This window comes from Planktothrix prolifica NIVA-CYA 540, from assembly GCF_963864145.1.
Classification (GTDB): Bacteria; Cyanobacteriota; Cyanobacteriia; order Cyanobacteriales; family Microcoleaceae; genus Planktothrix; species Planktothrix agardhii.
The window spans coordinates 2,763,889-2,783,004 of the sequence record NZ_CAWLTW010000001.1; the positions used below are offsets into that span (position 1 = coordinate 2,763,889).

The 19,116-nt window shown below is 40.4% G+C and carries 17 protein-coding genes and 1 other RNA gene; 11 read left to right on the top strand and 7 right to left on the bottom strand.

From position 1 onward, the window contains the following. Positions 1-512: 512 nt before the first annotated feature. The 5 genes from AC559H_RS12575 to AC559H_RS12595 form a co-directional block, all read right to left on the bottom strand. Positions 513-1,121, bottom strand: coding sequence for a hypothetical protein (locus tag AC559H_RS12575; RefSeq protein WP_026798517.1), 609 nt, complete (start codon positions 1,119-1,121; stop codon positions 513-515). Positions 1,122-1,123: 2 nt separating this feature from the next. Beyond that, positions 1,124-2,212, bottom strand: a complete 1,089-nt coding sequence (gene ribD / locus AC559H_RS12580; protein WP_027248882.1) for a bifunctional diaminohydroxyphosphoribosylaminopyrimidine deaminase/5-amino-6-(5-phosphoribosylamino)uracil reductase RibD — start codon at positions 2,210-2,212, stop codon at positions 1,124-1,126. A gap of 174 nt (positions 2,213-2,386) precedes the next feature. Beyond that, on the bottom strand, positions 2,387-2,932 hold the full coding sequence (locus AC559H_RS12585) for a hypothetical protein (RefSeq protein WP_026785879.1): 546 nt from the start codon (positions 2,930-2,932) through the stop codon (positions 2,387-2,389). A gap of 480 nt (positions 2,933-3,412) precedes the next feature. Further along, positions 3,413-4,363: a glycosyltransferase family 2 protein gene (locus AC559H_RS12590; protein WP_026785878.1), complete on the bottom strand. Its 951-nt coding sequence runs from the start codon at positions 4,361-4,363 to the stop codon at positions 3,413-3,415. 94 nt (positions 4,364-4,457) lie between these two features. After that, positions 4,458-5,522, bottom strand: a complete 1,065-nt coding sequence (locus tag AC559H_RS12595; protein WP_237745562.1) for an Npun_R2821/Npun_R2822 family protein — start codon at positions 5,520-5,522, stop codon at positions 4,458-4,460. Between the two features lie 54 nt (positions 5,523-5,576). Here AC559H_RS12595 and AC559H_RS12600 point away from each other — a divergent pair, with 54 nt between their 5' ends. From AC559H_RS12600 to AC559H_RS12610, 3 genes are read left to right on the top strand one after another with little or no spacing between them, the layout of a single operon-like run. Then, positions 5,577-6,791 carry a glycosyltransferase family 4 protein gene (locus AC559H_RS12600; RefSeq protein ID WP_026785876.1) on the top strand — a complete coding sequence of 405 codons (1,215 nt, stop codon included), beginning with the start codon at positions 5,577-5,579 and terminating at the stop codon, positions 6,789-6,791. Positions 6,792-6,816: 25 nt separating this feature from the next. Next, positions 6,817-8,475 (top strand): hypothetical protein, encoded by a 1,659-nt coding sequence (locus tag AC559H_RS12605; protein ID WP_071782713.1) that lies wholly within the window; start codon positions 6,817-6,819, stop codon positions 8,473-8,475. Positions 8,476-8,527: 52 nt separating this feature from the next. Then, the gene (locus AC559H_RS12610; RefSeq protein WP_237745561.1) at positions 8,528-9,343 is read left to right on the top strand and encodes an ion transporter; all 816 of its coding nucleotides are present in this window, start codon (positions 8,528-8,530) and stop codon (positions 9,341-9,343) included. Between the two features lie 224 nt (positions 9,344-9,567). Here the strand turns inward: AC559H_RS12610 and cysH are convergent, their stop codons facing one another. Next, entirely contained in the window at positions 9,568-10,452 is an 885-nt protein-coding gene (cysH, locus tag AC559H_RS12615; protein ID WP_026785874.1) for a phosphoadenosine phosphosulfate reductase, read from the bottom strand. 122 nt (positions 10,453-10,574) lie between these two features. Next, on the bottom strand, positions 10,575-10,790 hold the full coding sequence (locus AC559H_RS12620) for a ribbon-helix-helix protein, CopG family (RefSeq protein ID WP_036832023.1): 216 nt from the start codon (positions 10,788-10,790) through the stop codon (positions 10,575-10,577). 72 nt (positions 10,791-10,862) lie between these two features. On the opposite strand from AC559H_RS12620, the gene AC559H_RS12625 reads away from it, so the two are divergent. The 8 genes from AC559H_RS12625 to AC559H_RS12660 all read left to right on the top strand — a co-directional run bounded on the left by AC559H_RS12625 (position 10,863) and on the right by AC559H_RS12660 (position 19,004). Further along, the gene (locus AC559H_RS12625) at positions 10,863-12,002 is read left to right on the top strand and encodes a DegT/DnrJ/EryC1/StrS family aminotransferase (protein ID WP_026785873.1); all 1,140 of its coding nucleotides are present in this window, start codon (positions 10,863-10,865) and stop codon (positions 12,000-12,002) included. Between the two features lie 79 nt (positions 12,003-12,081). Next, on the top strand, positions 12,082-12,951 hold the full coding sequence (gene crtB, locus AC559H_RS12630; RefSeq protein WP_026795640.1) for a cyanoexosortase B: 870 nt from the start codon (positions 12,082-12,084) through the stop codon (positions 12,949-12,951). Positions 12,952-13,136: 185 nt separating this feature from the next. Next, positions 13,137-13,829 (top strand): cyanoexosortase B system-associated protein, encoded by a 693-nt coding sequence (locus tag AC559H_RS12635; protein WP_036832020.1) that lies wholly within the window; start codon positions 13,137-13,139, stop codon positions 13,827-13,829. A 24-nt stretch (positions 13,830-13,853) separates the two neighbouring features. Then, the gene (locus AC559H_RS12640; RefSeq protein WP_026795639.1) at positions 13,854-15,512 is read left to right on the top strand and encodes a polysaccharide biosynthesis/export family protein; all 1,659 of its coding nucleotides are present in this window, start codon (positions 13,854-13,856) and stop codon (positions 15,510-15,512) included. 71 nt (positions 15,513-15,583) lie between these two features. Beyond that, positions 15,584-17,830, top strand: coding sequence for a GumC family protein (locus AC559H_RS12645; RefSeq protein ID WP_026798518.1), 2,247 nt, complete (start codon positions 15,584-15,586; stop codon positions 17,828-17,830). Positions 17,831-17,894: 64 nt separating this feature from the next. After that, positions 17,895-17,991: signal recognition particle sRNA small type (gene ffs / locus AC559H_RS12650), an RNA gene on the top strand. Positions 17,992-18,094: 103 nt separating this feature from the next. Further along, a complete protein-coding gene (locus AC559H_RS12655; protein ID WP_026785868.1) occupies positions 18,095-18,451 on the top strand; it encodes a phasin family protein in 357 nt (118 codons plus the stop codon). 124 nt (positions 18,452-18,575) lie between these two features. Then, positions 18,576-19,004 carry a hypothetical protein gene (locus tag AC559H_RS12660; protein ID WP_026785867.1) on the top strand — a complete coding sequence of 143 codons (429 nt, stop codon included), beginning with the start codon at positions 18,576-18,578 and terminating at the stop codon, positions 19,002-19,004. The last annotated feature ends 112 nt before the right edge of the window (positions 19,005-19,116 follow it).

The window sequence follows — 19,116 nt, forward strand, 5'->3', positions numbered from 1 at the left end:
TGCCTCCTCTAAAAAAGAGCAATTATTGTGATCAGTGAGCTTTAAGAAGTCAGGGTGCAGCGCTTCAACCCTATAGCACAGGTGTTACGCGAACACTTGTCGGCAGGGGGTTCAGAGATAGACGCTCTCCGAATGGGGCTCGAAGGTGTCGCTGTCCCTCAATAACTTCTATAGATTAAGATCTATTAAGATCCAAAATTCCATGTACTTAAGTCTATCCTTAAATGAGCACAAACTTGCGATCGCTTTACTTTGTATTCCTGAGTTTGAATTATTTGTGGGTGGAATATCAGGAAACGGTGCAGTAGAAGATAATATCAGGACTTACGCAAGGACGCTATATATAGCGCATTAAGGTCTGACATCTCCTGATTCAAACAGAAAGGCGATATGCCTATAGCGTAACTGCGTAAGTCCTGTTTATAATAACAATGGGTAATGGGTAATGGGTAATGGGTAATATAGCAAGATTACCTGTTGCCATTGTCTCTTGCCATATTAATGCTGTTAATTCAGTTTTCAGGGTAAGCCGGAGGAACTTCCGGCTCAGGAGATGAAAGGGTTGTTGGAGAATTTTGATAGGATTTATTAAAGCTCATGGCAACTAATGAAAATCCCAAATAAGCGGGTAAAATAATCGCAGTAATAAAAGCCAAAACCGTTAACCAAGATCCTAAATTATTAGATTTTCCATAGGTAGAACGATAGGGATCTTGCTTAATTTGATAGGGGTTTTCTTGAGTTTCTAATCCTGTTAAACGTTTAAATCTAACCCGTCGGTCATCTAATTTTTCCACTAAAATCCAGCCCGTTTCTGCTTCTTCCTGACATAACTGTTTAAAAACAGTGGGATTGCGAAATACATCTTGACTGGCGCGGACAATCTTGTATTCCCATTCCTTAACTAAATGTTCAGGGGATTCAGGATTAGAATAGCCATTAGATTGTAAGGGTTTTGCACGCATTTTTTTAATATCTTCTGAGTCGTAACGAGTCAATGTTTCTTCCTCCTCCTGTTCTAATTCTACATTTATTTGGATGGAACAGAGCCAGTTAGCGAGTAAAACCGCATCAATTCCTAGACTACTGACCATCAGACTTAATACAGCAATTTCGCTCATAATTAAGCTGGAGATAAATAACCTTCAATCCACAAATCACAACCCACAGAACCCCAAGTCATTCTTTCTAATAAAAGTGCCTCTGTCATTTGAGTAAAACCCAAATCTTCCACCGGAGAAGGTGCCCCACTTCCCCCAATAATTTTAGGGGCAATAAAGGCTAAAATTTTATGAATGCTGCCATCTTGGAGTGCATTGGTGGCTAGGGTTCCCCCACATTCCCACAACACCGATAAAAATTGACGTTTGTAGAAATAAGTCATGACTTGGGCGGGTGTTAAGGGCGACAATTCCGCGACCTCTACCCCCTTATTCTGTAGAAAATGTTGGAAATCTGGATTTATACCCTCCTCTGTTATAACTAAAGTTTTCGCCTCTTGAGTGTCCCATAAATGGGCTTGTTTGGGTAAATCTAAGGTGCGACTCATCACCACTCGCAAGGGGTTGGGTTCCCCAGCATCGTGAGTTGTCAGCAACGGATTATCTCGTCGGACGGTATTTCCCCCAACAATTACCGCATCACAAGCGACTCGTAACTGATGAACTTTTTGTCGGGCTTCTGTTCCCGTAACCCAATAACTATGACCCGTTGTGGTGGCAATTTTTCCATCTAATGTCATTGCATATTTCCAAATTCCTAGGGGTTGATGATGCAGAATTTGATGCGTAAATGCTTCGTTTAACTGTTGACAATCTGCTGTTTCTATGCCTACAATTACCTCAATTCCTGCATCTTTTAAGCGTTGAATTCCTGTACCTGAAACTAAGGGGTTGGGGTCAACCATTCCCACTACAACCTTAGCTATTTTTGCTGCAATTAGGGCTTCTGTGCAGGGGGGAGTCCGACCAAAATGATTACAGGGTTCTAAATTCACATAAACCGTTGCTCCCTTTGCTTGTTCTCCGGCATTTCTCAGGGCAAAAACTTCGGCATGAGGTTCACCCGCCCCCGGATGAAATCCTTCTCCAATAATTTTTCCGTCTTGAACAATTACACAACCGACTAGAGGATTAGGTGCAGTTTTTCCTAATGCTTGACGGGCTAATTTCAAGCATTGCTGCATCATTTGTTGATCAAAATTTAAGGTCATAGAATAGGGAAGGGGGAAGGGGTAATGGGTAATGGGTAATGGGTAATGGGTAATGGGTAATGGGTAATGGGTAATGGGTTTTGGGTAATGGGTTTTGGGTTTTGGGTAATAAACTGTTAACTGTTAACTGATGACTGATAACTGTTAACTGTTAACTGTTAACTGATAACTGTTTCAACTGTCTTCAATGGCTGGAAGTTGGGGTAAGATTTGAGATTCGGGAAGTTGGGAAATAGTGAAAATTGAAGTTCCAGACTGGGATTGATTTTGGGCTTTGGTGAGTAAATCAACCGTATCGCCTAAAGCCATAGTTAAACTATTGCGAGTTTCCAGATGAGCGGTTTTTTCGGTATCCAAGGCTTCAACAAGTTGATGAATTTGTTCACGAGAGCGATCGCGTTCTAACATCACCTCAATTAATTTTGCCTTAACTTCATCCAAAGTTTTTAACTGATCAATTTCTTGACGAACTGCGACCCGCACCTGTAACTCATTGGGAAGTGGAGACAGGCGTTGCCATCGTTCCAACTCTCCCCGCAGTTCTCCCACTTGTTCTAAATAGCGTCCGGCTTCTTGGCGTCGTTGTTGGGCTTCAGTATTGTAGCGTTGTCGCCATTGGTCGGAACTTTCGACCGCCGCGTTCAGATCCAGTTGGGTTTGTGCCAACTGTTGTTTCAAGCGCTTAATTTCATCGAGCCACTGCCGAACATCCTGGGTCATAGAACTGGGAAAAATAAAAAATCGGGCAATTATTGATTCTAAAATTTTATCATCTAATTTTAGGTTAAATTGGTTAAATTAGATTGAAATACTGTTCAATGTAAACTTTTAGGGTTTCTAAATTTTGTTGAATTTTTTCCACCTGTTCTGCACATAGGGTAATATTTTCCTGTTTTATTGCATTTTCGAGTTGATCAGCTTCATTAAAACGGCTTCTAATTCTTCCGCTTCGACGGGTTTACTGAGATAATCGTCCATACCAACGGCGAGACATTTACAAAAACACCGATCTGAAGCGAGATCGGTGTACTGGGGGTGTTATGGGTGTTATCTACCCCACAACATAACAGATGAGGACTCCGCTTTGACTAAACCCTTGTGCTAATTCTAAAATTGTCACAAGCATCAAATTCTCTAACATTTCGAGATATTGAGAAAAAACAAGATTTCATAGATTTTCCGTCATTCCTAGATATTATATTATCTATTTTGCAATTTTCGCAACTGATCAAAAGCAGATTGTCTTAATTTCATGGGTAAAACAGATAAAATTAATCCTGTCCCTGCTTTGAGAGTGGAATAAGATTTTCCCTGCCAAACCAGTTGTCGTCCTGTTTGAGTTTCTCCGGTTTCAATTAACCGTAATCCTAATAATAATTGCGTTTCAGCCAGACGGGATTGACGAATAGATTCGCAAGTTTCTGGCTCAAATTTAAAACTGTCTAAATAATTCAATTTATCGCGTAAATAGGGAATCGCTCGGTTAATTCCTTGCTGTTCAGCATGAACCCGATATTCCATTAAGCGTTGTGGTAAGTAATATCCAGATTTTCCTGCTAATGCTAACCGAACAAATAAATCATTATCTTCACAGTTCTGTAAATTAGGACGCATGAAGTTTACATCTAATAAATCTTGACGACAAAATAAGGTTGCTCCCACCTGAAAACTTTGTTGAATGAAGACAACTTCTAATAAATTGTTAACGATTCCTTCCGTAAGTTTGGTTCTTCCCCACCGTTGAGAATTCTGTTTAGTTGCGCTTTCATCTCGCTGATTATTAATATCAATAATCCAGTGATCGGTTCCGACAAAATCTACTTCAGGATATTGATCTAAAATAGCTATTGTTTTCTCCAGAAATTCAGGAGTGAGCCGATCATCATCATCAAATTTAATGAAATAGTCCCCCGTTGCGGCCTCAAACCCTGAACGCATATTATTACTTTTGCCAATATTTTGCCGATGGCGGATATAACGGATACGCGGATCTTGATATTTAGCCATTAACTCTGGAGTTTCGTCGGTTGAGCCGTCATCACAAACGATTAATTCCCAATCGGAATAAGTTTGTTTTTGAACGTTTTCAATGGCAAAGGGTAGTATGTGATAGCGGTTAAAAGTTGGGATACAGACGGTAACTTTAGTCATGAGTTTATCATTATCAAGCAGGGCATAAATTACTCGGTTCTGCAAATCGTGGTAGTGTTTTGTACATTACAGATTAATCCCAATTTTAATGGTATTATCCTCCAATGGTTGCAAATTTTTTTTTGATTTTTTGGGTGATATTTCCCAGATTTCTCTTCATTTTTACCCAGAAACTCGGAAACTTTAATTTTTGAGGCTTCAACTCGGGTTGCTTAAGAAAACGGTAATGTAAAAACACATCTTGATAAGGAATATGAACATCTTCACCCTGAGATAAACGCCCAAAATCAACAGAAGAGTAACCCATATAGTGAATTCGATGAATGGGTTTCAATTTCTCCTGGTTGTAGAGAACATTGTCTATATTAACAAATGGATCAGCATTAGCGCAATTGCCTGTTCTTTCACTTCCATCTGAACTCAAAGTATAGTTAAAAAACGATCGCTCCGCTCTCAGTGTCATATAAGTAAACAAAGCAGCTTCATCCCACCAAGCTTTTCCGTTAATCCATTCTACTTCTCTATTGTCAATTAACTGCTTTTTAAAGTTGACTAAATCTGACTTGTTAAATAGCCCTTTTTTTGAACCAAAAAAGCTAGAACAGTGAAGTTTAGGACGAATATCTTTTTCTTTATAGATTCCGGTGTTCTCAATTAAAGGTATATTTAAAGCTGCTATTTTTTCTGCTTTGATATGCTCCCAGTCATCAAAGACAAAATCGTAATGATCGAGCTTCTCAAATAAGTTATTGAGTGGCTTCATGGCTAAACTATCAGTATCATAAAAAACAAATTTTTCAAACAGACCATTAAAACTGACTAATTTCCGATGCGTATTACCTTGATAGAACCAAAATTCGCGATTTCCATTAACATCTTTAGATCGGGGATGACTAGCCCAAACTTCTTTAACAAAATGATCCCATTCTTTGATCGATTCCCAATCATCATATAAAGTCACCTGCTTTCTAGCACGAATTTCTGGGAGAATTTTATCGAGTCGTTGATCATAAGGGATAATACATACTGGAAAATCTGTACCCACATTAGCTTCAATACTGTTCAGTAAAGCAATTAATTGATCATAAACGTAATCATTACCAAAGGTGTAGATCCCGCATGATGACATAGCTAAATCTCCAGAAGAATGAATCGTCAAAATATCTACTAACGGATTACAATATAACCCATAGTTTGGAAAAACGAAAATTATATGAAAATTTTAATGATTTCTTCAACCTATCCCTATCCTCCCAGTCGAGGGGGAACACAAGTGCGAACATTTAACCTACTTAAATACTTGAGCAGGAACCATTCTATCACTGTTGTCACTCAAAGATCTGCCGATGTCACAGATGTTGAAATTGAGGAGTTGCGAGAATACGTTGATGAATTAGTTGTTTTTCCTCGTCCAAAAAATTCGGGAAAAGGGGGTATTTGGGGAAAAGTCCAACGGTTTGGTCAATTTCTGATTCAGGGTACTCCACCGAGTGTACTGTCTAATTATTCAAAGGCGATGCAACAATGGATCGATAAATTTGTGCAGGGGGGAAAATGTGAAGTGATCACTTGCGAACATAGCGTTAATGAAATTTATGTTCGTCCGCAGTGGAAAAATCAACTCAAAACCGTTGTCAACGTTCACAGTTCAGTTTACGGCACCTGTCGCCAACAGTTAGAAACCCGAACCGCAGAACAACCTCTACGCGATCGCTTAAACCTTCCCCTACTCTATCGCTACGAACAACGCTACTGCTCAAAATTTTCTGCAATTGTGGCAACAACAAAAGAAGATCGCCAGCAACTGCAAGATTTCAACCCCCAAGCCCAATTTGAAGTCATCGCCAATGGCGTAGATTTTGACAAATTTCCCTATAAAACCTCTGATCCCGGAGGACACCGATTGATTTTTATTGGGGCAATGGATAACTTAGCTAATATTGATGCGGCTCGTTATTTGAGTTTAGAGATATTTCCGCAAGTACAACAGTGTTATCCAGATGCCACACTTGCGCTTGTGGGAGCTAGACCCGTACCACAGGTGTCAGAATTATCGGCATTACCAGGAATTGAAGTGACAGGACAAGTCCCATCAATGGCAGAATATCTACATCAAGCAACTGTTTGTGTGATTCCAATGCGAACGGGTTTTGGAATTAAAAATAAAACCCTAGAAGCCATGGCCGCAGGAGTTCCCGTGGTGGCCAGCGATCGCGGTTTAGAAGGTTTGGCCGTTGATGGGCCCAATGATCCCCATCGTGCTCTCCGGGCTAACACCGTGGCAGAATATGTAGAAACCATCAGCCGACTGTTTGAACATCCCCATCTGAGGGAACAATTGTCGCAAAATGGGAGATTATTAATAGAAACTGAATATACTTGGGAACGAGCCGGTGAACTTTATGAACAAGTATTGCTGCGTCGTTAGCCTAATCCCATCCTAATCCGAATCCATGATGAATCCTTTAGAGACAGGTCATCAACCCTCGCCTAGAAAAAAGAGTCAACCCCAAAAACCTCAGCCTAAAACGGCTAAAACCCCTGCCAAATCAGGGCAACAGCGTCGTCCAAATCGACGTCCCCAAACGGCTGCTTTACCTGCGGGGAAAAAAACAGCCCCCCAACCTCCGAAATCTAAACCGTCCCAACCGATTAGCCGATTTTGGAAAAAATGGATAGCCGACGGGGTTGCCTTTACTTTACTATTCGGAGGAACTGCCTTAATTGGGGGCTGTGCCTGGTTTAGTTATCAACTAATTGTTAATCCTGATATTGGAGTTTGGTTAAATCAATTGTTACCCAGTTGGACACAAATTCCCCTACAACGCCGCGACTCAATTGTTACCTTAGATGAAATTAATCAAGCCCTCAAAACAGAAGGGTTCATGGTGGGGAAATCCCTAACTTTACCGATGGTTGATTCCATTTCAAAAACGGGGAATGAGCAAAAATCCGCAGTCCCATTTAACTCTTTATTGATAAATTCAGATGCTATTGTTCAAAAGTCGAATGATTTATTAATTCCTATTTTAAAAACCCGTGACTCTAGTGTTACCCATCCCTGCGAAGGGACTTGTCAAGAAATTGTGCAGGTGCGGGTTTATGAAGCCGTTCAAACCCCCTATCAACGCCAGGGTAGCACTCAATATTATCGGTTAATGCAGCAACTTGATACCCAAGGGCCAGCCGAATCTTTTGTGATTGCTTCCCTAATTGGAACCGAATCTAATCAACAGGGTTCTAATAAGCCCTTACCCCTAACTCGACTGACACAATTTAAAGGAAAAGTTCCTCAAGGGGGGGTCTGGTTTAATCTTAATAGTGAGCGGGTGGTGGGAGATAAAACCGTTCCTTATGGACAGATTCTGCATTACAATCCGAGTCGCCATTATTTGAGCATGATGTTAGAATGGAAAAGTGCCGCCGGACAACAACCGATTTGGCAGGAAGTCACCGGAGGCAAAGATCCAGAATTATTAATTGAACAAACTATTGGGCTAGAGCCTCAATTTAGTATTTATCAAGTCCAACCTTTGCAATTTATTCCTAACCCGATTCAATTAACGGCTATTTCTTTAGATGAGATATTTTTAGATAATTATAATTATCGACAGTCTTTAAGATTGGCTCGTAGTGGGTTATGGTCGCCAGCATTGAATTTAATTAAACCGTTGAAAAAAAATATAGTCTCTGGAAATAGTCCTAATTTGAAATGGTCAACAGCCGTTCAAGCCCAGTTAGATTTAATTGAATTTCATGCTAAAATTACCAAAGCTCAAGCCGTTGCAGCCTGGGCAAGTCCGAGTCAACAGGTATTAGCCAGTTTAATTGATGGACGCTGGACGGAAGCCCTAGAAGTGTTAAAAAATAGCCCAGGAAATCAACAAGAAATTACCAATTTATTAAGATCAAATGGCGGACGGATTAAAAATCGTCTGAATGCGGCTTTATTAGAAAATCCAGAACAGTTGGAATTAAAAACCTGGGGAACTTTAATTATTGCGGCGGAAAATGGTAGAAATCGAGCGATTAATTGGTTAGATGAACAACCGAAAACCGAGCAGAAAGACCGCCAAGAAATCCTAGAGTTATTATTAAAATCAATAGAATAAATTCATTGAAAATAATTCACTTTCCTTCGACCGATAGGGTCAAGTTTCTATCATGATGAATTGGAATGAGCATAGATTTAATTTTTTAGAAAAAGCTCGCCAGCAAGTCGCTTTTTATTTAGAAGATATTAACACCCCCATCGGAAAAACCGTTAATTTAACCTTAACCGGATTAATTTTAATCTCCTTAACCAGTTTTATCGCCCAAACCTATCCTCTTTCTGATGTAGTTCATTCTCGGTTAGAATTACTGGATTTTGTGATTTTAATTTGTTTTACAATTGAGTATTTAATTCGATTTTGGGTGGCTGATAATAAAAAAGAATTTATATTCAATCCTTTATCTATTATTGATTTAGTTATTATTTTACAGGGTTATTTAAGATTTTTAAATATTGGTTATTTGAGAATCTTTCGCTGGTTTAGAATCCTCCGATTAATTAGATTTATTGATGTTAAAATCTCAATTTTCAGGATTAAAAGCGAAGATGGAGTCATTTTAGCTCGCATTATTTTTACCCTATTAACTATTATTTTTATCTTTTCTGGCTTAATTTATCAAGTCGAACATCCCGTTAACCCAGAAGTGTTTAAAACCTTCTTAGATGCGGTTTATTTTTCCGTCGTCACCATGACCACCGTAGGGTTTGGGGATGTTACCCCGATATCAGATATGGGAAGATTTTTAACAATTTTAATGATATTAACCGGAATTGCTTTAATTCCTTGGCAATTAGGAGATTTAATCAAACAACTACTCAAAACAACTAATCAAATAGAAACGATTTGTTCCGGGTGTGGGTGGTCAGTGCATGACAAAGACGCCCGTTTTTGTAAACGCTGTGGAACTCCATTGAAAAACCCTTAAATAGTGCTAAGTAGTTGCACAAAATAAATTACCTAGTTGAGAGAGGGAACACCGGAACAGCCCCCCCAAACCCCCCGTGCACGGGGGGCTAGGGGGGGAGGGAACAGGGTAGAGGATGTGTAATTAATTTTGTTTAGGTACTTATAAAACCTGCCCTCATCAAAATGGGAGCAGGCCCTTGTACAGATGGGGAACACACTCGTTTTCAATCTCCCAGATTCGTCTTATAAGAAACTGGAATCCAAACTTTTTGCTTCTTCTTCTGTTTGGGGTAAATGTAAACCACATTCCTGTTTTAAACCCCGGAAACGAGTATCCCGTTCATTTTCGTCCGTTGCCATTAAAGGACGGCTAGAATGCCAATCTCCCACGGTGGTATAACCCAGATCAAAATAGGGATGGTAGGGTAAATCATGGGCAGTTAAATATTGGTAAATATCCCTAGAATTCCAAGACAAAATCGGATGAACTTTGTATCTTCCCGAATGTTGAACAACTGGATTTAATGTTTTGCGATGATGGGTTTGATCAGCGCGTAATCCCGCTAACCAAGCCGTTGCCTTTAATTCTTTTAAAGCCCGTTGCATCGGTTCAACCTTACGAATTTTGTCGTAATAATTTAAAGATTCAATATCATCTTTTTCCCATAACCGACCCTGTAAAGCTTCCATTCGTGCCGGACTCATAGGAGATTGATATACTTTTAAATTCAGGTTGAGACGTTCTGTTAACTGTTCGGCAAAAATATAGGTTTCTGTGGGTAAATAACCCGTATCAACCCAAATAATCGGAATATTCGGAACAACGCTAGTGACTAAATGCAACATCACCGCCGCTTGAATTCCAAAACTGGTACTCATGACCAAGCCATCACCAAATATTTCTGCCGCCCATTTGATCATAGTAACGGCATCGGCATCAATCAATTGTTGATTAGTTGCATTCAAATCGAGTTCGAGTTGTTGAATCGTTTGAATTGCCTTATGCTCTGAGGTTTGATCCCGATGATCACGGTGGTATGGAAAAGGGGTGTGACCGTTAGTAACGGGAGAAGATATAGATCCGAGATTCCCGTTGACATTGGGATCAATCAGATTCAATTGTGGCATAGTTTTTGTGGTTTCCCTTGTTATCGATATTGAGAATAAATTAAGCTAACCAGACCTTTATACTCCAAATTTTCTAGTTTCGATCCTGATCTTACAACAACCTCGCACAAAGCCCACGCACTTCAGTCGTGGGATGTAGTGCGACCCCCTTTAGGGGGTGTGAGGGTTTTAATGTAATCCCTAAGAACTTCAGCCATTGATAATCCTTCTGATTCAGCATGACTTTTGAGACGTTCATATTCTTTCTCGTTAACATTAAACTGAATTTTCTTTTCCCTTGACCAAAAAAATAACTCTAAAGTTTCAGCCTGTTCGAGTCGGGTTTCCAGATAATCCATCAACACCTCCTCAGCTAACAGCCAACACCCTAAGCTATGCTGGTGTTGCTGATATATGCTGATGATTCCTGTATGACTAGCACCCTAGCTCCTGTTCCCTTTGTGGATTTGAGTTTGATCCACGAACCGCTTAAACCCGAAATTCAAGCTGCGATCCAGGCTGTAGTGGATAAGGGTGACTTTGTTTTAGGTCAAGCCCTAACAGAATTTGAAATCGCCTTTGCTAAAGCCTGTGGTGTACCCTATGGGGTAGGAGTAGCCAGTGGAACCGATGCGATCGCTCTGGGTCTACAAGCCTGTGGAATTAAACCTGGGGATGAAGTTCTGCTTCCGGCTAATACTTTTATTGCTACCCTGATCGGGGTATTACACGCGGGAGCCACTCCGATATTAGTCGATTGTGACCCCCATACGGCACTGATTGATCTCAATCATGCAGAGCAGGTGGTAACAAAAAAAACCAAAGCCATTATTCCGGTGCATCTCTATGGCCAAATGGTTTCCCCCCATCAACTATTTGCTTTTGCCGCATCCCATGATTTAATTATTTTTGAAGATGCAGCCCAGGCACATTTAGCCGAGCGAGAAAGTTATTGTGCGGGAAGTATTGGGTTAGCCGCGGCTTTTAGTTTTTATCCGAGTAAAAATTTGGGCTGTTTTGGGGATGGGGGAATGGTTGTGACCCAGAATGAAATTGTGGCTCAAAATCTCCGCAGTTTACGCAATTATGGGGCTCCTCAAAAATATCTCCATACCGAAAAAGGAACAAATAGCCGTCTCGATACCTTACAAGCTGCCATTCTAAATGTTAAGTTACCCCATTTAAACACTTGGAATCACGATCGCAATTTTGCCGCCGAAAAATATGATGCGTCACTTCTATTATTGCGAGAACGGGGTATTATTCCGATTGAAAATCAGAGTGCGGATGGTCATGTTTATCATTTGTATGCGATTCGGGTAACGGAAGAATCAGCCATTAACCGTGATACCCTCAAAGACAAATTAACGGAACAGGGAATACAGGTCGGAATTCATTACCCAATTCCTTGCCATTTACAACCGGCTTATCAATATTTAGGTTACAAAGAAGGAGACTTTCCTCAAGCTGAAAAATTAAGTCAACAAATTCTATCCTTACCCATATATCCTGGATTAACAACTAACCAAATTAATCGAGTTTTGACATCAATTCAGTCTGCTATATCTTAGCTACTCCTAAATCCATTGGGCGAGAAGACCTCGCCCCTACTTTTAGATCTCAGGTCAACGGTTAACCGTCAATAATTGTATGAAAATCAATCATAAAATTCCAATCACGCTGGAAAAATCTCTATTAAATTGGATGATTGTTATATTAATGGTGTTATTGTATGCACCACTTTTAATACATTGGTATGACGGTTGGCTGCATAAAACGATCAGCATTGAACATGAATATTTTAGTCATGGTTTAATTGGTTTACCCTTTGCAGCTTATATTGCCTGGACAAAGCGGCATCAGTGGAAACGTTTACCCAATACTAGCCATCCGTTAGGAATCGGATTAATTGTGATAGGTAGTATTTTTTATTGGAGCGGTTTATCTGATTTAGTTAATCTTTCTTTTCCTTTAATGTTGGCAGGACTTTGCCTATCTTTTAAAGGAATTGAAGGCTTAAAATTACAGAAAATGCCCTTAGTGTTTGTATTACTAGCAACCCCGAATCATTTACCCTATTTAATAGAACCCCTAGCCTTACCCTTGCAGAAATTTATTGCTAATGTGGCTGGATTTATTCTAATTCAATTTAACTTGAATGTCCATGTAGAACAAATTTATCTGTTTGTGAATGATCAAATTGTTGAAGTTGCCCCGCACTGTGCTGGGTTAAAAATGTTATTTACCAGTTTGTATGTAGGATTAATGTTGCTCTATTGGACAGGACTTTTAGACTCAAAAAAACTGAGTATTTTCTTTTTAGTTAGTGCGGGCTTAATTAGTGTGATTGCTAATATTATTCGCAATACCTTATTAACGCTGTTTCATGGCACAGGTCAAGAGGGGTTATTTTCCTGGCTCCATGAAGGTTGGGGAGGGGATTTATATTCAGCCTGTATGTTGGGTTTATTGGTAGTATTAATTAATGGCTTACAACATTATACTGGAATTGATTCCTAAGACCCATTAGAACAACCCGATCAATAAATATTTATTGATTACTGATAGGGTGAGGAGACTTCAATCCTACCGATAAAAAATAACTGATATAGCACTACCAATTAAGGTATTTGACAATAATAAACCTTGTAACCTGCTCATAACCTACTATTCCCTATTCCCTATTCCCTAGCTCTATAACTGATATGATTCTACGACAAAAACAGTCTAAAATTATCATTGTCATCTTAATGATAATATTATTAATCGGTGCAGCAATGCCGGGCTATATTAATAAAAAATGGTCATGGATGGATATGCCCCAACTCAAAACCTTGCCCCAACTTCAAACTATTAGAAAACAAGGTTTGACGATTCCAGGATGGCAAACAGTTAAAATTGAATCCTTGGGTGCGGGCAGTAAAAAGTGGTTAAAACAAGAAATAAAACGGGATAATCAGACAGCAATAGTATTATTATTTCCCCAAAATTACTATAAAGATCAGCCTCAGTTGGAATGGATGGATCTGAATGGATTTCTAGGGTGGAAAACCGATGATTTCAGTGACGATCGCTTTTCCATAAAATCCACCGCCCAAAAATTAGACCCGGCTGAAATTGAAGTTCAATTTTTTAGGGCCTGGACTGCAACTCAGACCTGGGCCGTGACTCAGTGGTACGCTTGGCCTAACGGTGGAAATCCCGCCCCCAGTCGTTGGTTTTGGATTGATCGTTGGGCCCAACTTAGTAAGCATCGCGCCCCCTGGGTGGGTGTTAGTCTTTTAATTCCGATTAAACCCTTAGATAATATTAAGGATGTCTGGCCCCTGGCCGTTTCTCTGGGTGAAAGTATACAAGCCTCCTTAATGGCTGAAGCCTTAGCTACCACAACTCCTTAATGGATGTTGCTTGATTATTTAACTATGAATCATCGTTGTCGCCAGACCTTTGTATCCCTATTCCTCACCAGTCTTTATTCCAGCAGTTGGATAGTCTGTTTCACCGCCTTGCTTTGGGGCTTTTCTAGCCAACAAAGGGTTTTAGCTCAAACCGTCAATCTTCCAGAAAAATGTGTGATTCCCCAAGGAGTAGTCAATCAACCCTATCCGGGGGCAAAGTTACGACCACCGAGCTTCCCCCAACCCACCTGGCCCCAAATTATACAACTATTTGAACGGGCGGGGAATCCCGTTTTAGACCGTTCTGGACAACTTCCTCCCCCAATTGATAATATTTATTTCCGGCGTTTAAGTGAAAATCGCGGGGTCAATTATCGTCTTGGCCCAGGGGATCAACTGTATATTGATGTGTTTATTAATGGCCAGCGTTCCAATGACCTGAGTGTTCCCACCACGGCCGTTACCCCCGATGGTGCGATTTTATTACCTTTAATTGGAGCCATTCGGGTTCAAGATTTAACCTTGGAACAGGTACAAGTCATTATTAATAGTCGTTTAAATCCTTTTGTTCAAAATCCCCAAACTAATATGGCTTTATTAACCCAACGTCCGGTAAGGGTGACGGTGACGGGGGAAGTGGCCAGACCCGGATTTTACCCCTTAGCCAGTCCCGAACTCCCGATCGCCCTGACAACGGCCCAGGGAACCACAACGGCGGCGGATTTAAGAATGATTAAAATTCGGCGTACCTTAGCGAATGGTCAAGTGGTGGAAACGGATGTGGATTTACTGACGCCATTATTATTAGGCGTTAGACCCGTAGATTTGTTACTCGAAGATGGGGACGTAATTGTGGTTCCCTCCCAGGAGGTGCGGGCCTATCAAGGGCCAACTCGGAATATTTTAGAAACCTATAGTTTGGCCGCCGCCCCAAATGCTGTGAGTGTAACCATTGTCGGAGATGTCACCCGACCCGGATTTTATCAACTTCCTCCAGGTAGTGGACAGGTAACAACGGCTATCCAGGCCGCAGGTGGGGCAAGAATCACCTCGGATTTACGGTCGGTTTTGATTTGTCGGATTACGGCCGATGGTCGCTTAATCGAGGATATTATTGATTTATATACTCCCATTCAAGAGGCAACGGCTTTACCGAATGTGTCTTTACAGAATGGCGACGCTATTATTATTCCGAAATTACAACCGGATGAAAAGTCAGGTTATGATCAACGGTTGGTGGCGACATCCAACTTAGCTAGTCCTCAAATTACGGTGAGAATTTTGAGTTATCCTGTGAGTACGGTGGGAACGGTAGCTTTACAAAATGGCAGTAGTTTTATTGATGTATTAAATTCCGTTCCTTTGAATTTAGCGGATTTACAGGAAATTGCTTTAATTCGTTATGATCCAGAAACCGGAAAACCCACAAAACAACTTTTAAATGGTAAAAATGTATTAGCTGGGGATGCCACGGATAATGTTTTATTACAAGACAATGATGTGATTGTTGTTAACCGCAATTTAATCACTCGCGTGAGTTTTGTTTTAAATACTTTTACTCAACCTTTTCGCGATATTCTCGGATTTCTGCTATTTTTCCAACAGTTACAAAGCGGGGTAGAAAATCTATTTATTCCCAGTGGTAGTAGTAGTGGTAGCAGTAATAGTAACAAGAAAAAATAAGCAGTTAATACCTATCATCCTATTTTTTATTTATTCTTACCCATTACCCATTACCCATTACCCATATTATTATGACTTTACCGATTGTTAAACGATATTTAATTGCTTTTGATCAATATAAATTGGCGGGTTTTGCCACCTTTATTGTCGCGTTAGGAGCATCGGGAGCCGCTGCAATGTTGATGGAACCTCCGGCTACTCCTCCCTATAAAGCAACGGGTATTCTGATGGGTCAAAGTAGTCCGGTGATCTTTTCTAAAACCGGGGAAGTTATTCAACAACAAGGACAACAACTAGCACCGGAAATGTTGCTTCCTGAAAGTGTAGTAGATCCGCTGCTCAAAGAATTTAATATTCCACCGAATGATTTAAAAAAAAATTTAGGAATTAAACTAGAACCAGCCAAAGCTCCGGGAAGGGATAGTGAGGGTTCTCCGATGAAACTTACTGTTTCTTATCAAGATCCTAATCGAGAACGATCGGTAACTTTTGTGAATAAATTGATGGAGAAAATGCGACAACAAAGTCGTGTTATTAATACTCAACAATTGAATAGTATTATTAATCTAATTCAAGAAAGATTAAAACCAGCCGAAGCAGAATTGAGACAGGCAGAAAAAGAGTTAGAAAATTATGATAAACGGGAAGGAGCAACTATTTTAAGTTTAGAAGGTGGCTCCTTACCCACAGCAATTTTAGCCAATGAACAGCAGCAAAAACAGATTGAGTTACAACTAACCGCCCTAAACGCTCAAGTGGCAAGTTTGGAATCTCAGTTAGGTTTAAATGCTGACCAAGCCTTTGTAGCTCAAGCCTTAGCCTCTGATCCAATTATTGCTCAACTGCGGGTTCAATTGTATGAAATTGAATCACAATTAGCGGTTTTACGCAAGGATTATAAAGATCAACATCCTTTAGTTGCAGAATTAGTCAAACGTCAACAAGCCGCCGAAAAACAGTTACAATCTCGAGCTTCAGAAGTATTGGGAGGAGGTGGAATTGCGGCTCCTTTAGTCAGTGTGGATAAAATTCGGGTTGATTCTTCTCTTGATCCGACTCGCCAACAATTAGCTCAAAATTTAATTGGGTTAAAAACTCAAAAAGAAAGTTTAGAACAACAATTAAAATCATCTGAAAAAACTGGAGAAGACCTGAAACAAAACTATGCAACAATTCCGAATAAACAAACGGAAAAACAACGGCTAGAACAGCAAGTTGCTTATAAAAAAGCCTTGTATGATCAAATGCAGGTGAAGTTAGTGGATGCGAAAGCGGCTGAAGCTGAAATAACCAGTAGTTTAGCGATCGCCAAAGACGCACAAGCTCCTGATATCGAAGTTCCTAAAGCGTTGAGTATGGCTTTAATTTTGGCAATGGGAGGACTAGGAGGAGTTTTAGGCGGGGCGGTGATTATTTTTGTTTTGGGAATGTTGAGTGGCAAATTCTACACTTGGGAAGAAATTCAAGGAGCTTTCAAAGAGCGCGAAGTTCCGCTTTTGGGAGTTGTACCTAATGTGTTTTTATTCCCAGAAGATTATGTTTTACCGTTGTTACTCAAACGTTATTCCCCCTATTTGGAATTTTATGAAAAAATTCGCAGTAATTTACAACGGGTTGGCAATAAATCTCCTAAAGTTATTTTAATTACCAGTGTGGGAACCGGGGAAGGAAAAACTTTAAGTGCCTATAATTTAGCGATCGCCTCGGCTAGAAGTGGCAAACGGACTCTATTAATTGAAGCTGATTTGCGATCGCCCTCGGAAGTAGAATCCCTGGGATTAGTCCTCGATTCCCACAGTGCGGTGGAACCCCTACAATATTATGGGGATTTATATGGCTGTATTCGTTTAGTTCCCGATGTCGCTAATTTATATGTGATTCCCAGTCCGGGGGGAGTGCGTCACCCAGCAACGGTTTTAGAATCGAGTGAATTGCGCCGCTTGTTAGAGGAAGTCCGCTATCGGTTTGATTTTGTGGTGGTGGATAGTCCGACTTTAGAAGGCAATAATGATGTTTTAACCTTGGAACCCTACACCGATGGGATGGTGATCGTGACTCGCCCAATTTACACCGCCTCGGGGCTATTAGGAGAGGTTACGGACAGATTAATGGATACCGAGTCAGCCGATCCCAAAAAATATCGGCCGCGACTTTTAGGGGCAATTGTGAATGGGGCGGATATTTTTGTTGACTACTTTGAGGAAGACTCCCTCGAACATGACCAACCCGTTCGAGCCCAACCTCGTCCCCGACCCGCATTAAAACCCAAAGCCCCGAATAAGAAGCAGAAACGATTACCTGCTAGGGCGCGGAAGTAGAGGAGCAGGTAATTGATTTAAGGTTTTAGGTTGCAAAATCAAAAATTGTGTTATAGTAGTGAATGACCTGGACTTATGCGATTGGAACGCCCAAATCTTGTCAGAACCGGAAGGTAGCAGCAATACGGGATGCTTCTAATAGGCGTAAACTCCGGGTCACTTTTTTGAGACGATATCGGGATTGAACACGAATTAAAGACTAAGTTGATTAACCGTTAGCCAGCAAGTGTTTAATTAATAATATTTTAAGAAACTGGAGTCATTATGCCGGGTTTCGGAGATCTTGTCCAAAAAGCGGTTTATTTAGGGGTAGGTTTAGCCTCCTATGCGGGTGAAAAAGCTAGTAAAACCCTGGCAGAATTACGCACAGATGCCCAAAAACTAGCCGATGAGCTAGTCAAGCGGGGGGAAATGACCACAGAAGAAGCGCGTCGTTTTGTGGAAGATACGATTCAGCAAGTGCAAAAACCAGGGAATGAACCGACGCCCCCAGCAAAAAAAACAGAACCTCGTCGGATTGAGATTTCGGATGATGACGATTCTGGGGATGATGGAGTGGGTCAGTTAAAAGACAAGGTGCGGGATTTACAGGATGAATTGCGTCGTCTCCAGAAAGATTAGGAGGTTGACCCGACAAAAAAATTCAAGGTGAAGGGTTAATTAAATTGCGCTATACTAGAATTCTGGTATAGCTGTTTTTTGCTATATTTTATAGAAATTATTCAGAAAACTGGTTATCAGTGTCATGGAAGATTGGTCAAAAAGTATTGTAGAAGCGATAGAAACAACCGTTTCTGACATGGAGAAGTTTTTTACAGACGTGACTGAAGAATTGAACGAAATATTAAACGAACTCACCAAGATATCGGAAGAAATTACCGATGAGGTACAAAATAAAATTCTTCCCGAACTTGATGAATATATCAATGATATCTTTGAACCGATTATTGATATTTATTTTGATCTGGATTTAGGTCTGAATTTAGATATTGATACCGAGGACGAACATTTTGATCCCTTTGTCACATACATTCAACCGACAGAAACCGAACACCCTGCTTGTCGAGGATGCCAACATTATCACGGACAAGTTTATGGGGGAAATTTATTAGTTTGTGGAATGCACCCGATGGGCGCTGAAGCAGAAACTTGTCCAGACTGGGAAGGGGAATAGGGATCACGGATTTAAGAGGATTTCACGGATTTCACAGATTAAAATCTGTGTTAATCTGCGTAATCCTCTTAAATCCGTGATAGGTAATGGGGATTGATTTTTTTGGTGTTCT

Bases quoted from the DNA above. Each gene is read 5' to 3' on its own strand.
- AC559H_RS12600 (WP_026785876.1), top strand. From the start codon at position 5,577: ATGAAAATTTTAATGATTTCTTCAACCTATCCCTATCCTCCCAGTCGA.
- AC559H_RS12655 (WP_026785868.1), top strand. From the start codon at position 18,095: ATGCCGGGTTTCGGAGATCTTGTCCAAAAAGCGGTTTATTTAGGGGTA.
- AC559H_RS12575 (WP_026798517.1), bottom strand. From the start codon at position 1,121: ATGAGCGAAATTGCTGTATTAAGTCTGATGGTCAGTAGTCTAGGAATT.
- AC559H_RS12645 (WP_026798518.1), top strand. From the start codon at position 15,584: ATGACTTTACCGATTGTTAAACGATATTTAATTGCTTTTGATCAATAT.
- ribD (WP_027248882.1), bottom strand. From the start codon at position 2,212: ATGACCTTAAATTTTGATCAACAAATGATGCAGCAATGCTTGAAATTA.
- AC559H_RS12640 (WP_026795639.1), top strand. From the start codon at position 13,854: ATGAATCATCGTTGTCGCCAGACCTTTGTATCCCTATTCCTCACCAGT.
- AC559H_RS12605 (WP_071782713.1), top strand. From the start codon at position 6,817: ATGATGAATCCTTTAGAGACAGGTCATCAACCCTCGCCTAGAAAAAAG.
- AC559H_RS12635 (WP_036832020.1), top strand. From the start codon at position 13,137: ATGATTCTACGACAAAAACAGTCTAAAATTATCATTGTCATCTTAATG.
- AC559H_RS12585 (WP_026785879.1), bottom strand. From the start codon at position 2,932: ATGACCCAGGATGTTCGGCAGTGGCTCGATGAAATTAAGCGCTTGAAA.
- AC559H_RS12610 (WP_237745561.1), top strand. From the start codon at position 8,528: ATGATGAATTGGAATGAGCATAGATTTAATTTTTTAGAAAAAGCTCGC.
- crtB (WP_026795640.1), top strand. From the start codon at position 12,082: ATGAAAATCAATCATAAAATTCCAATCACGCTGGAAAAATCTCTATTA.
- AC559H_RS12660 (WP_026785867.1), top strand. From the start codon at position 18,576: ATGGAAGATTGGTCAAAAAGTATTGTAGAAGCGATAGAAACAACCGTT.
- AC559H_RS12620 (WP_036832023.1), bottom strand. From the start codon at position 10,790: ATGGATTATCTGGAAACCCGACTCGAACAGGCTGAAACTTTAGAGTTA.
- AC559H_RS12625 (WP_026785873.1), top strand. From the start codon at position 10,863: ATGACTAGCACCCTAGCTCCTGTTCCCTTTGTGGATTTGAGTTTGATC.
- cysH (WP_026785874.1), bottom strand. From the start codon at position 10,452: ATGCCACAATTGAATCTGATTGATCCCAATGTCAACGGGAATCTCGGA.
- AC559H_RS12590 (WP_026785878.1), bottom strand. From the start codon at position 4,363: ATGACTAAAGTTACCGTCTGTATCCCAACTTTTAACCGCTATCACATA.